The 14,300-nt window shown below is 74.7% G+C and carries 16 protein-coding genes; 11 read left to right on the forward strand and 5 right to left on the reverse strand.

Annotated elements, in window-relative coordinates:
* The first annotated feature begins 40 nt into the window (after nt 1-40).
* The 3 genes from CLV72_RS33675 (at nt 41) to CLV72_RS17145 (ending at nt 2,885) form a co-directional block, all read left to right on the forward strand.
* On the forward strand, nt 41-688 hold the full coding sequence (locus CLV72_RS33675; RefSeq protein ID WP_106247243.1) for a PadR family transcriptional regulator: 648 nt from the start codon (nt 41-43) through the stop codon (nt 686-688).
* A gap of 192 nt (nt 689-880) precedes the next feature.
* On the forward strand, nt 881-2,098 hold the full coding sequence (locus tag CLV72_RS17140) for an FAD-dependent oxidoreductase (protein WP_106247246.1): 1,218 nt from the start codon (nt 881-883) through the stop codon (nt 2,096-2,098).
* A 148-nt stretch (nt 2,099-2,246) separates the two neighbouring features.
* A complete protein-coding gene (locus CLV72_RS17145) occupies nt 2,247-2,885 on the forward strand; it encodes a DsbA family oxidoreductase (protein WP_106247249.1) in 639 nt (212 codons plus the stop codon).
* A 102-nt stretch (nt 2,886-2,987) separates the two neighbouring features.
* Here the strand turns inward: CLV72_RS17145 and CLV72_RS17150 are convergent, their stop codons facing one another.
* A complete protein-coding gene (locus CLV72_RS17150; RefSeq protein WP_170141010.1) occupies nt 2,988-3,992 on the reverse strand; it encodes a helix-turn-helix domain-containing protein in 1,005 nt (334 codons plus the stop codon).
* A gap of 220 nt (nt 3,993-4,212) precedes the next feature.
* Between CLV72_RS17150 and CLV72_RS17155 the strand changes: the two genes are divergently transcribed.
* From CLV72_RS17155 to CLV72_RS17180, 6 genes are all read left to right on the forward strand, one after another.
* Nucleotides 4,213-5,268: a hypothetical protein gene (locus CLV72_RS17155; protein WP_106247255.1), complete on the forward strand. Its 1,056-nt coding sequence runs from the start codon at nt 4,213-4,215 to the stop codon at nt 5,266-5,268.
* 92 nt (nt 5,269-5,360) lie between these two features.
* Nucleotides 5,361-5,792, forward strand: a complete 432-nt coding sequence (locus tag CLV72_RS17160) for a helix-turn-helix domain-containing protein (protein WP_106247257.1) — start codon at nt 5,361-5,363, stop codon at nt 5,790-5,792.
* The gene (locus CLV72_RS17165) at nt 5,789-6,628 is read left to right on the forward strand and encodes an alpha/beta fold hydrolase (protein ID WP_106247259.1); all 840 of its coding nucleotides are present in this window, start codon (nt 5,789-5,791) and stop codon (nt 6,626-6,628) included. Before CLV72_RS17160 ends, CLV72_RS17165 begins: the two co-directional genes overlap by 4 nt.
* 154 nt (nt 6,629-6,782) lie before the next feature.
* The gene (locus CLV72_RS17170) at nt 6,783-7,379 is read left to right on the forward strand and encodes a hypothetical protein (protein WP_106247261.1); all 597 of its coding nucleotides are present in this window, start codon (nt 6,783-6,785) and stop codon (nt 7,377-7,379) included.
* 120 nt (nt 7,380-7,499) lie between these two features.
* Nucleotides 7,500-8,444, forward strand: a complete 945-nt coding sequence (locus CLV72_RS17175; protein WP_106247263.1) for an alpha/beta hydrolase family protein — start codon at nt 7,500-7,502, stop codon at nt 8,442-8,444.
* Nucleotides 8,445-8,538: 94 nt separating this feature from the next.
* Nucleotides 8,539-8,967 (forward strand): DoxX family membrane protein, encoded by a 429-nt coding sequence (locus CLV72_RS17180; protein ID WP_106247265.1) that lies wholly within the window; start codon nt 8,539-8,541, stop codon nt 8,965-8,967.
* Nucleotides 8,968-9,014: 47 nt separating this feature from the next.
* Here CLV72_RS17180 and CLV72_RS17185 read toward each other — a convergent pair whose 3' ends face one another.
* The 3 genes from CLV72_RS17185 to CLV72_RS17195 all read right to left on the reverse strand — a co-directional run bounded on the left by CLV72_RS17185 (nt 9,015) and on the right by CLV72_RS17195 (nt 12,232).
* A complete protein-coding gene (locus CLV72_RS17185; RefSeq protein ID WP_106247268.1) occupies nt 9,015-9,989 on the reverse strand; it encodes an ABC transporter substrate-binding protein in 975 nt (324 codons plus the stop codon).
* Nucleotides 9,990-10,053: 64 nt separating this feature from the next.
* Nucleotides 10,054-10,956 (reverse strand): siderophore-interacting protein, encoded by a 903-nt coding sequence (locus CLV72_RS17190; protein ID WP_106247270.1) that lies wholly within the window; start codon nt 10,954-10,956, stop codon nt 10,054-10,056.
* Between the two features lie 88 nt (nt 10,957-11,044).
* Entirely contained in the window at nt 11,045-12,232 is a 1,188-nt protein-coding gene (locus CLV72_RS17195) for a serine hydrolase domain-containing protein (protein WP_106247273.1), read from the reverse strand.
* 114 nt (nt 12,233-12,346) lie between these two features.
* On the opposite strand from CLV72_RS17195, the gene CLV72_RS17200 reads away from it, so the two are divergent.
* The gene (locus CLV72_RS17200) at nt 12,347-12,919 is read left to right on the forward strand and encodes a TetR/AcrR family transcriptional regulator (protein WP_106247276.1); all 573 of its coding nucleotides are present in this window, start codon (nt 12,347-12,349) and stop codon (nt 12,917-12,919) included.
* Between the two features lie 6 nt (nt 12,920-12,925).
* Here the strand turns inward: CLV72_RS17200 and CLV72_RS17205 are convergent, their stop codons facing one another.
* Entirely contained in the window at nt 12,926-13,594 is a 669-nt protein-coding gene (locus tag CLV72_RS17205; RefSeq protein ID WP_106247278.1) for a hypothetical protein, read from the reverse strand.
* Between the two features lie 75 nt (nt 13,595-13,669).
* Here CLV72_RS17205 and CLV72_RS17210 point away from each other — a divergent pair, with 75 nt between their 5' ends.
* Nucleotides 13,670-14,293 (forward strand): TetR/AcrR family transcriptional regulator, encoded by a 624-nt coding sequence (locus CLV72_RS17210; protein WP_146159467.1) that lies wholly within the window; start codon nt 13,670-13,672, stop codon nt 14,291-14,293.
* Nucleotides 14,294-14,300 lie beyond the last annotated feature (7 nt).

A 14,300-nucleotide genomic window follows, 5' to 3' on the forward strand; every position in this document is an offset into this window, starting at 1 on the left:
TCGCATGCGTATACTCGTTCAGGAGTGAATGGGGGCGAGCATGGCCAAGCGGCGGAAGGTGGGGAATCTGCTGGCGCTCGCCGTGCTGTCGGCGCTGGTGCAGCGGCCGATGCATCCCTACGAGATGGCGTCGGTGCTGCGGTCGCGCGGCAAGGACGGCGATATGGCCATCAAGTGGGGCTCGCTGTACACGGTGGTGCGCAATCTCGCCCGGCACGGGTTCATCGAGGCGGTGGACGTGGGGCGGCAGGGGGCGCGTCCGGAGCGGACCACGTACCGGATCACCGGCGCGGGGCGGGCGGAGCTGGCCGACTGGACGCGCGAGCTGATCGCCGAGCCGGAACCGGAGCTGCCCCGGTTCAAGGCGGGACTCTCGGTGCTCGCGGTGCTGCCGCCCGGCGAGGTGGTCGAGCTGCTGCGGCGCCGGCTGGCGGCGCTGACGGAGGGAATCGCGGCACAGCGCGAGGCGCTGGTTCGGCACGGCGCGGAGGTCCCCCGGCTGTTCCTGGTCGAGGACGAGTACGAGCTGGCCGTCCGGGAGGCGGAGGCGGCCTGGGTGCGGTCGCTGCTGGACGAACTGGCCAGCGGCCGCTACCCCGGCCTGGACGCGTGGCGGGCCTGGCACGACACCGGCGAGATGCCGGCCGACCTGGCCGAACTCGCGGAGAGGGGCGGCGGCACCGGCTGACGAGGACACCGGTCGGCGGAACGCCGACCGACGAGGAACGCAGTGCCCTGGCGGCGGTGTTGGCGCACCGCCGCCAGGACGGAGAACCTCCGACCGCGACCCGCGGGACGGGCCCCGGCCACAGGTGGCACCGACAACGATAGCCGGGCGGACTCGCGGGGTGGTCGACACGACACCTGACAGGAGTTCGTCATGGCAGGAATCGAAACCGCGCTGGTCATCGGCGGTGGAATCGCCGGTCCGGCGGCCGCGGTGGCCTTGCGCCGGGCCGGCGTCGAGGCGGCGGTCTACGAGGCGTACCCGAGCACGGCCGACGGCGTCGGCGGCACGCTCGCCATCGCGCCGAACGGGCTGGCCGCACTGGACGCGGTCGGCGTGCACGACGCCGTCGCCGCCATCGGCACCCCGATCGAGCGAAGCGTGATGTCCTTCGGGCGGCGCGCCGTCGCCCTCCCCCGGCTGGAGGGGCTGCCGCCCATGCGGGTGCTCGACCGGGCCCGGCTGAGCCGCGTGCTGCACGACCGCGCGCAGGCGCTGGGCGTGCCGGTCGTGCCCGGCAAGCGCCTGGTCGACGCGGTGGAGTCGGCCGACGGGGTCACCGCCCGGTTCGCCGACGGCAGCACGGCGACGGCGGACGTGCTCATCGGCGCGGACGGGGTGCACTCGACGGTCCGCCGGCTCATCGACCCGCAGGCCCCCGGCCCGCGGCACACCGGGCTGGTGGGCCTGGAGTCCGAGGTGGACCTGGAGCTGCCCGAGGGGCCCGGCGGGATGACCTTCGCCTTCGGCTCGCAGGCGTACTACCTGTACTGGACGCTGCCCGGAGGCCGGGTCGGCTGGGGCGCGAACCTGCCGCACCGGCGGCCGCTGAGCCTCACCGAGGCCCGTCGGGTCCCGCCCGAGCAGTGGCTGGCCACGCTGCGCGAGGTGTACGGCGGCGACTCCCCCGGCGGGGAGCTGGTCCGGCGCACCAGGCCGGAGAAGCTGCACGTGGTCGGCTCCACGCACATCATGCCGAGCGTGCCGCGCTGGCACCGCGGCCGCATGGTGCTGGTCGGCGACGCGGTGCACGCCCCGTCCAACAGCTCGGGGCAGGGCGCGTCCCTGGCCGTGGAGAGCGCGCTCCAGCTCGCCCGCTGCCTGCGCGACCTGCCCGACTTCGGTTCCGCCTTCGCCGCCTACGAGCGGCTGCGCCGGCCCCGGGTGGAGCGGATCGCCGCCCGCGCCGCCCGGATCAACCAGGTCAAGGCACCGGGCCGGCTGACCAGGGCCATGATGCCGCTGGCGATGCGGCTGCTCTCCGCGACGGCGATGCGCCCCGAACGCACCTTCGGCCCGGAGCAGCGCCATCGGATCGACTTCGACGCCCCTGTCGAGCCCGGTGCAGGAGCCGCACGGCCGACGGGCTGACACGGCGGCGGGCACACGGCCGGCGAGCGGCTGTGTGCCCGCCGCCGGCCTCCCGGAACGCGTCCGCTTGACGTCAACTCCGCTTGAGCTTGCACGGTGGTCGAAGCGGCCGCGCGGCCGCAGGACGCCACTGGAATCGAGGTCGGCCATGCGGGTCGAGATCTATGCCGATGTGCTGTGCCCGTGGTGCTACATCGGGAAGAGGCGCCTCGCGGCGGCGCTGGACGCGGTCGACGGGCGCGACAGGGTGCGGCTGGTCTGGCGGGGGTACGAGCTGGCGCCCGACGCGGCGCGCACCCCGGGGCCGACCGCCGCCGAGGCGATGGCCGAGTGGTGGGGCGCCGAGGCGCCGCAGCGGGTGGCCCGGATCCGGGCGCTGGGTGCCGCCGAGGGACTGGAGCTGAATCTTCATCTGGCCCGGCCGGTGAACACCTTCGACGCGCACCGGCTGTGCCGGCTGGCCGCCGGCCGCGGCCGCGCCGAGCAGATGGTGGAGCGGCTGTTCCGCGCCTACCACACCGAGGGTCTGAACGTGGCGGACCCGGAGACCCTGCGGCGCCTGGGCGTTGAGGCCGGGCTGCCGGACGGTGAGGCGGCCGCCGTCCTGGCGGGCGACGCCTACGCCGACGAGCTGCGCGCCGACCGGCGCCGCGCCGCCGAGCACGGCGTCACCGGCGTCCCGTCCCTGGTGATCGACGGCGCTCCGCCCGTCCCCGGCGTCCAGCCGCCCGCCCGGCTGCGCCTGCTGCTGGAATCCGCCCTGGCCGGCGCGGACGGAACCGCTTAGGGCGTGTCGTCGTGTCGTAGCGACATCACCAGTGCGGCCAGGGCGATGGCGGCCTGGGAGGAGGCGGCGGTCCCGTCGTATCGAGGGGCGGTGCCCCGCTGGTTACCGCCCGCCGCTCCGCAGGTGCGACGGTGCGTCGCGGGCGGCGCTGAGGGCGGTGCGACGGTGCTCGGTGGGCGAGGTGCCGAAGGCGGCGCGGAAGGCGCGGCTGAAGGTGACGGGCTGGGTGAGGCCCCAGCGTCGGGCGATGGTGCTGACCGGGACGTGCGCCAGGGCGGGGTCGGCCAGGTCGCGGGCGGTCCGGTCCAGCCGGCGGCGCCTGATCCAGGCGGCGACCGTCTCGCCGTGGTCGGTGAAGAGGCGGTGCAGGTGGCTCACTGAGATGTGCAGGGCGGCCGCCACCGCGGCGGGGTCCAGGCCGGGGTCGGGCAGCTCGGCCAGGATGAAGCCCTGCGCCCGCAGCAGCAGGGCGCGCCGGTGCGCCTCCGGGGCGAGCGCCTTCTCGGCCTCCAGGGTGTGCGCGAAGACGGCGGAGACCAGGTCGGTCAGCACGGCGCCCAGGCGCGGGCCGTCCTCGGGACGGAGTCCGGCTGAGCCGTCGGCGAGCCGGGTGAGGAAGGCGGCCAGCAGGGCGCCGACGCCGTCGCGTGCGGACATCGGCGCGCCGATCGCGCGGTCGACCAGCCGGCGCGGCAGGGCGAGCCGCTCCTTGAGGAAGTCCACGCCGACCAGCCGCATCGGACCGCCGCCGTCGCCGTAGGCGCGCATCCGCCAGGCGCGCGAGGTGTCGTTGGTGTTGAAGGTGGCGGTGTCGTGCACGGTCTGCCAGCCGTCGCGGTCGACCTCCATCGTGCCGTGCAGCAGCATGGACAGGTGGAGGCCGTCGGGGTCGGACGAGCGGATCATCGCGGGGGTGCGCCACAGCGTCACCGGCTGGAGGGTCGTCGGCCACACCTCAACCGGGCCGAGCAGCATGTGGCGCTCGCGGAACCAGAAGTCCTCGGCGTGCTCGCTCCACGCCTCCAGCGGCGCGTAGGTGGACGACAGCTGCTCACGCCACCGCGCGAAGCGCTCGGGCGCCGGGAAGCGCGCGCTATCGAACTCCACACCCACCGCCATGCCGACCCCCGTAGCGCCGCCCGGTCCCGCGCCGGAGCCCCGCGCCCGGCCGGTCGGCACCAGTAAATCCGCGATCCCCGGGGCCGTCGAGCGGGTCCGATCGGACCGGCGGACGCGACCGCGGACCACCGCGGCCGCCATCCTTCGCCGCGACGGGGCAGACCATCGCCGACTGTGCCGTGACCAGGCACGTTCCTAGGGTCGAGCCATGTCTGCGACTCCCAGAGAAAGCCCGGTCGGCCCGCGGCCGTCGCTGCCGCGGCGGCTCGGACCGGTCCTCGCGCTGTTCGCCCTGTCGCCGATCTGCGCGGAGTACCTGAGCGGCTACCACGGGCAGGGCATCGCGGACCTGCCCGGGCTGCTGCTCACGCTGCTGATCATCGGTCCGCTGTACGGCACCGTCGCGCTGCTGATCCGCGAACTCACCCGCCGGACCGGCCGGGGCTGGCCGACCATGCTGCTGCTCGGCGCGGCCTTCGGGCTGGTCCAGGCGGGCCTCATCGACAAGGCCCTGTTCAACCACGCCTCCTTCGAGGGCGGCCCCTACTGGCAGCGGCTGCCGGCCCTGGTGCCCGGTCTGGACGTCGACCTGAGCCAACTGCTGGTCTTCGTCGGCGGGCACATGGTCTGGAGCTTCGTGGCGCCGATCGCGGTGGTGGAGGGCTGCGCCCCGAGGCTGGGTGAACGCCCCTGGCTGGGGCGGACCGGCCTGGCCGTGGTGGCCGCGCTCTACCTCGCGACCGCGGTGTACTTCCACTTCGACTTCCAGGCCACCTACGGCTTCCAGCTCAGCCCGGTGCAGCTCGTCGGCACCGTCGCGGCCGTGGCGGCGCTGGTGCTCGCGGCCTTCGCCGTCCGGCGCCGGCCCGCCGCCACGCCGCGGCGGGTGCCGCCGCCCTGGCTGGTCGGCACCGCCGCCTTCGTGCTGCTGGCCGCGCACGGGCTGGCCCGCGAGCCCGAGGCGGGCGGCTGGGCGTGGCCGAGCATCGCGCTGTCGGTGCTGATCCTGGCGCTGCTGGGCGCGCTGCTGTGGTCGTGGTCGCGCCGCACCGGCTGGACGCGGCTGCACGTGCTGGCCGCGGCCGGCGCTCCGCTGCTGCTCTACGCGGTGATGGCCTTCCTGGTCCCGCCGCTGGAGGGCACCGACGCGGCGGGCAAGTACGCGTCCAACGCGCTGTTCCTGGTCGCGGTCGCCGCCCTGCTGGCCTGGGCCCGGCACCGGACGCGCCGTGCCGACGCCGGGGCACCCGCGCCGGCGCCGTGATGCCGGCCGGCTCAGCCCACCTACTCCATCACTCCCTAAATTCCTCAAACTTCCCTATTGCACTGACACTTAACGGAATTTAGAGTACTTCCATGAGTGAACATCTCTACTCGGTGGAACAGGTGGCCGAGCGGCTTGGCCTGCATGTCCGCACCGTCCGCAACTACGTGCGCGACGGCCGGCTGGCGGCCGTGCGCATCGGGAAGCAGTACCGGATCGCGCACGAGGACCTTGAGTCCTTCACCGGCCGCCCGGTACCCGCTCCGCTGCGCGAGACCGTCCGGCGGCAGCGGCACACCGAGGTGTCGAGCATCGTGGAGATCGACGCGGTCGGCCCCGAGACGGCCGACCGCGTCACCACCCTGGTGATGGGCGCGGCCGCCAACCGCGGCCAGGGCGACCGGCCGCTGCGGATCGAGACGGCCTATGACGCGGAGCGGGCCCGCCTGAAGATCATCATCCTCGGCGGCCTGCGCGACAGCGCCCGGCTGTTCGAGTTCGTCGACGCGGCGCTGGCGCCATGAGCGCGATCTACCGGTCCCCGGCCGGGGAGAGCGAACTCAAGCGGCGCTACCAGGAGCTGCTGGGCGGCTGGCCGGTCCCGTCCGAGCGGCTGCGCCTGCCCACCCGCGAGGGCGAGACCTTCGTCCTCGCCTCGGGGCCGCCGGACGCGCCGCCCTTGGTGCTGCTGCACGGATCGGGCGCGAACAACACCATGTGGATGTCCGACATCGGCCCCTGGTCCGAGCACTTCCGCACCTACGCCGTCGACCTCATCGGCGAGGCGGGCCTGAGCGCGCCCTCGCGTCCTGCGCTGGCCTCCGGCGCCTACGCGCACTGGCTGGACGACGTGTTCGACGGGCTCGGGATCGACGGCGCCTCGGTGGTCGGCGCCTCGCTGGGCGGCTGGATGGCGCTGGACTTCGCCACCCGCCGGCCGGAGCGGGTGACCCGGCTGGCCCTGCTGTGCCCCGGCGGCGTGGGGCGGCAAAAGTACGGCTGGCTGCCCGCGACCCTTCTGCTGAACCTGCTGGGCCCGTGGGGGATACGCCGGTCGGCGCGCTCCGTCGCGGGCCTGAGCGCGCCGGAGGCCGAACCCTTCCTCGACCACCTGGTGCTGACCTTCACCCACTTCAGGCCGCGCACCGAGCGGCTGCCGGTCTTCCCCGACGACGCGCTGCGCCGGCTGACCATGCCCGTGCTGGTGATAGCCGGCGACCGCGACGCCATGCTCGACTCCGCGGAGACCGCCCGCCGGGTGCGCGGCAGTGTGCCGCACGCCACCGTCGATCTGCTGCCCGGGGTCGGGCACTCGGTCATCGGCGCGACCGGGTCCGTCCTCGCGTTCCTCCGCGGCTGACGCGGCCGCCGGGTGTGCACTCGGTGTTAAGGCCCGTGGACGCCTCGCCAAGGACACCGCGGGTGAACCGTGTGACGATTCCGGGGCAGGCAGACCTGGGCGGCCGACCGCGACGACCCGTCGCGGCCGGCCGTTCGCGAAACGGGGAAACGACATGGGAACCAAGCGCAGATCGATCACGGTGGCCGCCGCCGTACTCCTCGGGCTGGCCGCCGCCGCGCCCGCCTACGCCGGGACGGCCGCCGCGCCGCCCGCCCAGGGCGCGGGCGGCTGCAACCTGAACCTGGACACCGGGGCCGTGCGCTGCTTCGACAGCTTCCAGGAGGCGATCGTCCACGCGACCGGCGGGCTCATCGCCGATGCCCCGGCCGACGCGCGCACCGCCGCGGCCAGTACGGAGTTCGCCGCGCGCATGAACGCGCTGACGGAGGCCGACGGCTCGCCCGCCGCCGCGGTTGCGTCCGTGCCCATCTCGACCTTCTGGCAGCACCCCGACGAGGGCGGGGAGTTCTGGAACGTCACGGGGAACAGCGGCTGCGGGAACGGCACGACCATCGCCTACCGGATCAGCGACATCGACAACTACGACACCTGGTGGGACGACCGCATCTCCTCCTCCCAGGGCTGGAACGCCTGCGAGCCGAACCTCTACGAGGACCCGAACTACGCCGGAGCGCAGACGGGCTGGCACAGCAGGCGGATGCACCTCGGCGCGATGGAGGACCAGGCGTCCTCCATCCGCTGGCGCTGAGATCCGCCCCTTCGACGCAGCGCCGCCCAGCGGCCCGCGGGCGCCGTCCGGCCGCACCGCCGGACGGCGCCGGCGTCTGCCCAGGCAGGAGCTTCAATGTCGATGCGCGACACTGGTGCCATGCCACCCGCTCCCCGCGCCCGCCCCGTCCGCTTCGCCGGCAGCGCGGTGAGCCTGGCCGGCTCGCTGACCCTGCCCGGCCGGGAGGCGCCGAGCCCGGGGGTGGTCATGGTCGGCGGCTCCGGCCCCACCGACCGCGACAACGACGTCTACTTCCCGCCGATCCGGCGCCACCTCGCGGCGGCCGGCTTCGCGGTGCTGTGCTACGACAAGCGCGGTGTCGGCGAGTCGTCCGGCGACTGGCGCGCGGCGACGATGGACGACCTGGCCGCCGACGCGGCCGCGGCGCTGGACTTCCTGCGCGCCCGGCCCGGGGTGCGCGCCGACGCGGTCGGCCTGTTCGGCCACAGCGAGGGCGGCTGGGTCGTGCTGCGCGCCGCCGCCGGGCGCGAGGACGCGGCCTGGGTGGTGACATGCGGCTGCCCGGGGACGACTCCTGCGGTGCAGGAGCGCCACGCGCTGGCGGGCGCGCTGGGGCGGGCCCGTACCACCGCGGCCGAGACCGAACGCGCCCTCGCCCTGTACGACCGCCTGGTCGAGGCGGGCCGCGTCGGCGCCGACTTCGCCGCGGCGAAGCGGCTGCTCGGCGCCGCCGGGCGGCCCCGGGCCTTCCTGGAGCACTACTGGGCCCGGGTGGACGAGCGCCTGTGGCCGTTCCTCACCCGCAAGAACGACCACGATCCGGTCCCCGACGCGCTCCGGCTGCGCGGCCCGCACCTGGCCGTCTTCGGCGGCGCCGACGAACTGGTGCCCGTCGCCGAGAGCGTCCGCCTGTTCGGGGCCGCCGCCTGCCACCCGCTCCGCTCAAAGCGGGCGACGCTGACCGTTGAGGTCGTCCCGGGCGCCGACCACCGCGTGCAGACGGGCGGTACCCGCCTGGCGGCCGGCTACCTCGACATGCTCACCCGCTGGATCACCGCCCGCACACCGGAGGCCCCGGGCTGAGCGGACGGGGTGCCGCCGGACGGGCGGTCGAGGGCTAGACCGCCGCGCCGCTGGGAAGTGCGCCCGCAGAAGTGATCATCGTGGAGGAGGACCGATGGAACTGCTGCGAAAGGCGCGGACCGCGCCCGGCCGGCTGGCGGCCGGCGCCTACATCCTGCACAGCGGACTGGAGAAGTGGGACGGCGGCGAGGAGCAGGCCGCCGGAACGCACGGCATGGCCGCCGGCGCCTTCCCCTTCCTGCGCAGCGTCCCGCCCCGCACCTTCCTGCGCCTGCTCGCCGCCACCGAGATCGCGACCGGCGCGGCGCTGCTGGCGCCCTTCGTGCCCGGGGCGCTGGCCGGCGCCGCGCTGACCGGCTTCTCGTCCGGCCTGGTCGCGCTCTACCTGCGCACCCCGGCGCTGCGCAAGCCCGGGAGCGTCTGGCCGACCCCCGAGGGGATCGGCGTCAGCAAGGACGTGTGGCTGCTCGCGATCGGCCTGGGCCTGCTGGCCGACGCGGCGGCGGAGCGGCGGGAGCACTGAGCGGAGCGGGCCGGGAGCGGGCCGGGAGCACTGAGCGGAGCGCCGGGTCAGCCGACCTCTTCCAGGTAGGGGCGCAGTTCCGCCAGCGCGTGCGGGATCGACAGCGGGGTGGGCGTGTTCAGCCCGACGATGGTCGGATAGTCCAGTACCGCGACGGTGCCGGGCAGCCGGTCGAAGCCGGGGATGTCGGCGAGGTCGCTCTCGTCGCCGCCGTTGACCAGGAAGGCGAGCAGGTCGGCGCGGAGCAGGTCGGACCGCTCGGTGCTGACGCTCAGGCGGGGCTGGCCGGTCTCCGCCCCCTCGGTCGCGACCGGCGGGTACAGCTCCATGCCGAGCCCCTGGAAGAACAGGCTCGACCCGTCCTGCTCGTCGGCGACCACGACCAGTGAGTCGCCGACGATGTACTGCGCCAGGGCGAAGGTGCGGCCGTCAAGGGCCGACAGCTCGCCGGCGGCCGCGGCCACCTCCCCGTCGACGGAGTCGATCACCCCCTGCGCGGCCTCGGGATCGCCGAGCACCTGGCCGGCGGCCCTGGTGAGGTTCCGCCAGTCCCCGACCTGGAGTTCGTCGAGGTCGGGGATGGTGGGGGCGATCTCGGACAGCAGCTGGTAGGTCTGCTCGTCGGCGATGGAGTGGTTGCCCACGATGAGGTCGGGCTGGAGCTCGGCGATCCGCTCGACGGGCAGGCCGTCCACGGTGGGCAGCGCCGCCGCGTCGGCCGGCAGCTGCTGCCAGGGCACCCCGGACTCCGGCATGAAGGGGTCGACCGTGTAGCCGACGGGTTCGACGCCCATCGCGAGCATGACGTCGGTCCACTGGAGGTCGATGGTGACGATCCGCTCGGGCACCGCGTCGAGGGTGGTGGTGCCGAAGCGGTGCTCGACGGTGATGGCGCCCTCCCTGCTGTCGGTGCCGACGCTGCCGGCCGCCGTCTCCAGCGCCCCGCAGCCCGCGGTGGCGGCCAACAGCAGTGCGGCGGCCAGGGTCCGGGCCGATGCGGATCGGCCGCGCTGTGTCACCATGACTGGTCCGTCTCTTCTCGTCGGTGTCGTCGGTTCGGGTCGGTGCCGGGGGTGCCCGCGGGACTCAGACACCGAGCTCCACGGCCTCGCGCACGTCCGGGTCGGCGGCGTCGCCGCCGGCCGCGACCTGCTCGCGGTAGCGGAGCAGCTGCGCCGCGTCGGCCTCGGTGCCGCTGGTGCCGTCCTTCCAGTAGGCGGCGGCGTGCATGTCGTCGCGCGCCACGCCCAGCGTGTCCAGTGCGAAGCCGCGCAGCCGGCGCACCACCCCGGCCTCGCCGGCCAGCCAGAGCTGGATCCGCTCGCCGCGGCCGGTCTCGCCGAGCACCGCGCGCTCCAGCGCCGATCCGTCGCCGGTGGGCGAGCCGCCCTCGACCCAGTGCACCCGCACGTGCTCGCGGCGGGGCACCAGGGCGCGGTCGGAGTCGTGGTCGGCGGCCAGGTACACGCGTGCGGGCACCCGCCCGCTCAGCGACTCGACGATGGCGGCGACGGCCGGCAGCGCACTGGAGTCGCCGATGACGAGGTGCCGGTCGACGACTTCGGCCTCGTGGAACTCCCGGCGCATCCCGCCGAGCCCGATGGTGTCGCCGACGGCCGCCGTGCCCAGCCACCGGCTGACGGCCCCGGTGGGGTGGACCGCCGCGTCGAACTCCACCCGGGCGCGCTCGGGCTGGTGGCGGCGGACCGTGAAGGCGCGGAAGACCGGCGGCCTGGCGCCCTCGCGCCAGTAGGGCAGCCGGTCGGGGCCGCGCTCGGGGAACTCGACCGCGCCGCCGCGGTCCGGCGGGAGGGCGATCTTGAACGCGTCCGCCGGCCGGGGCACCCGGTAGTCGGCGAGGGCCGGTCCGCGCAGCCCGATCCGGACGAAGCCGTCGGAGACCCGGTCGATCGAGTCGACCGTCACCGTGCAGGTGATCGGGGTGTGCTCGCGCGTCAGCCGGCGGATCGCGGCCCGGATGGACTCCATGGCCGAACAATAAGGCTAGCCTAACCTTAACCGCAATGGTGATCCAGTGAACGGTCCGCCGCGCGCCAGGCCCCGCGCGCCGCCGCCGTCAGCCGTGAAGGCAGTCGTACACCGCGTCCACCAGGGTGTTCACCCGCAGGTCATTGCCTTCGAGCAGTTCGGACCCGCGGTTGGGCGCGTAGCCGAAGGACAGCTCGTGCGCGGGGTCGGCGAAGGCGAAGGAGCCGGTCGCACCGCCGTGCCCGAAGGCGCCCGCGGGCAGCGCCCGGGGCACGAAGGGACCGCCGGGGACCATGAAGCCCAGGCCCCAGTCGGTGCGGATGCCGAGCACCCGGTCCCGTCCGCTGGAGTGCGCGGCCGCCGCCTCCCGGACCAGCGCGGGCCCGATCAGCCGGACGCCGCCCACCTCCCCGATGGTCGCCGCGAACAGCCGCGCCAGGCCGGCAGCACTGGCCACGCCGTCGGTGGACGGCGCCTCCAGCAGGGAGTACGCCGGATCGGCCGCCGACTCCCAGCCGATCCGCATACTGCCGTACAGGGCGCGGTAGGTCAGCGAGGACGGGTCGGCCAGCCCCTGGTAGAGCCCGGCCAGCTCGGCCACGCCGCTGCCCAGCTCCACCTCCTCGGCGGTGCCCGGCAGCACCAGCGCGGCCAGCCGGGGCAGCTCGCTCTCGGGCAGCCCGATGTGGCAGTCGGCGCCCAGCGGCCGGGCGATCCGCTCGGCGAACAGCGCCCCAACGGTCCGGCCGGTCACCCCTTCGACCACGGCGCTGAGCAGGTGGCCGAAGGTCACGCCGTGGTAGCCGTGGGCGGTGCCGGGCTCCCACTGCGGACGGGCCGAGGCGATCGCCTCGAAGACGGGCGTCCCCGCGGCCAGCCCCTCGCGGGTGATCGGCCGGTGCTCCAGCGAGACCACGCCCGAGCGGTGCGCGAGCACCGTGCGCAGCGTGATCCCGCCCTTGCCCTCGGCGCGGAAGGCGGGCCAGTACTCCGCGACCGGGCGGTCCAGCTCCAGCTCACCGCGCTCGACCATGCTCAGCACAGTGATCGACACCAGCGCCTTGGTGGTCGAGGCGATCGCCACGACGGTGTCCCGGTGCCAGGGCCTGCCGGTGGCCGGGTCGGCGAGCCCGCCCCACAGGTCGACCACCGGCACGCCCCGGTGCAGCACCGCGACCGAGGCGCCCACCTCTCCCCGCTCGGCGAAGTTCCGCTCGAAGCCCTTGCGCACCGCGTCCCAGCCCGGCGCCGTACCGCCGCCGATCTCCACCGCCATGTCCGACCGCCTCTCCCGGTCCACCTGCCTACCTATCGGTCGGTAGGCTAACCGACCTAACGGTAGGTTGGCAAAGCGCTATCATCGGTGCGGGCACGGAGCAGAAGGGACCCGATGAGCACCCAGCAGACGGAGAGCACCCGCGAGAGGATCCTGGCCGCCGCCTGCGAGCTGTTCGCGGCGCACACCTACCGCGCGGCCACCATGCGGGAGATCGCCGAGCGGCTCGGCATCACCAAGCCATCGCTGTACTACCACTTCAGCAGCAAGGCCGAGATCCTGGAAAGCCTGATCGGCACGCCGATCGACGAACTCGCCCGGGCCGTCGACGCCGCCGCGGCCGAGCGGGACCCCGCCGAGGCCAAGCGCCGGGTGCTGCGCGGATGCGTCGACGTCATCGTCACCCACCGCGACACCATGCGGCTGCTGCTGCGCGACGCGTCGGTCTACAGCGACGGCTCGACGCGGGTGGTCGAGCGCGTGGTCGCCACCGTGGACCGCGCGGTCGACCTGCTCGCCGGGCCCGGCGCCGACTGGCGGGCGCGGCTGCGGGCCGCGCAGGCCTTCGCCGCCGCCACCGATCCTGCCGCCCAGTTCACCGACGTGCCGGCGAACGAACTGCGCGAGGAGCTGGTGGCCGGGGCCGCCGCGGTCATCGGGCTGGCCCCGGCGGCCGGCGGCGGCTGAGCGACGTCAGCGCACCAGCCGGTGGAAGGCCGGGCAGGCCGCCATGCCCTCGGCCGCGAGGGTGGCCCGGACGAAGCGGTGGAAGCTCGGCCGGGCGAGCTGGTTCACCAGGAAGGGCAGCGCTCCGCCGGGCAGCCGCGCGTAGTTGACGAAGGGGAAGCGCGAGGGCGGTTCGGACCGCAGCGCCGTGGAGTTGTCGATCCCCGTCTTTGCCGTGTACCAGCCGGCCAGGCCGCGCCAGACCGCCACCGGGTCGGCGCCGGACTCGGCGGTGAAGTGGTTGAACAGGAAGACGGCGTCCTCGCGCGCCTCCGTCTCGCCGATCCGGGCGGCGTTGGTGCCCGCGAGCAGCACTTCGCCGCCCAGCTCGGCCAGCTCCGCCGAGGCGCGCAGCGGCGCGAGCTCGCCGGGGCCGGAGGTGCGCACCAGCATGGCCAGGTCATGGCGGGGCGCGCCGGGCAGCGGCGGGATGAACACCGCGCGGAACACCCGCGCGGAGGCGACCTCCGGGCGCTCGGCGAGAGTACGGGCGGCGGTGACCAGCCGCTCGGCCGCGCGCCGCCGCCCCGGGGTTAGCCGGTAGAAGGGCGGCCGCTGCGGCTCGGCGGTGAAGCCAAGGTAGAGGAAGCCGTGCGGCTCGGGCCGGACGAACGGCGGAGCGGGGTACCGGGTCATGGTGGCTCCTCTTGAGTGAGTACCCACTCAGGCTAGCACGAGTGGGCACCCACTCATTTTTGCTAGGGTGAGCGGGTGCCGGCTCCCCCGATGCGCGAGCGCATCATCGACGCGGCGCTGCGGTCCATGCGCGAGCGCGGCGTGCGCGCCACCACCACCAAGACGATCGCCCGGCTGGCCGGCATCTCCGAGGGCAGCATCTACAACCACTTCGCCGGCCGGTCGGAGCTGGTGGTGAGCGCGCTGGCCGCGGCGACCGAGGAGATCCGCGGGCACGCGGCCCGGCTGGGCACGCTCGTCGGCGAGAACACCGTGGCGGAGAACCTGGAGGACCTGTGCGCCGCGGTCATCGAGTTCTTCCGCGACGTGGCGCCGATCGCCGGCTCGATCATGGGCGACCCCGAACTGCGCGACTGGGCCAAGGACGGCGGCGTCCGCGAGCCCTCGGGGCGCTCCCTCACCCCGCTCACCGGGGTGGTCGAACTCGCCTCCTACCTCGAACGCGAGCACGCGCTCGGCCGCCTGCCCAGGGAGCACCCCTGGCCGGTGCTGGCGGCGACCCTCATCGGCGCCTGCCAGCAGTACGTCTACCTCGACCTGCTCGCACCCGGCGAGGTCCTCGGCGGCAGCGGGTCCGAGGGGCCGCTGCCACCCGAGGACTACGCCCGCGCGGTGGTCCGCATCCTGCTCGCGCCCTGAGGCCGCC

The sequence above is a fragment of the Allonocardiopsis opalescens genome, from assembly GCF_003002095.1.
Lineage (GTDB): Bacteria > Actinomycetota > Actinomycetes > Streptosporangiales > Streptosporangiaceae > Allonocardiopsis > Allonocardiopsis opalescens.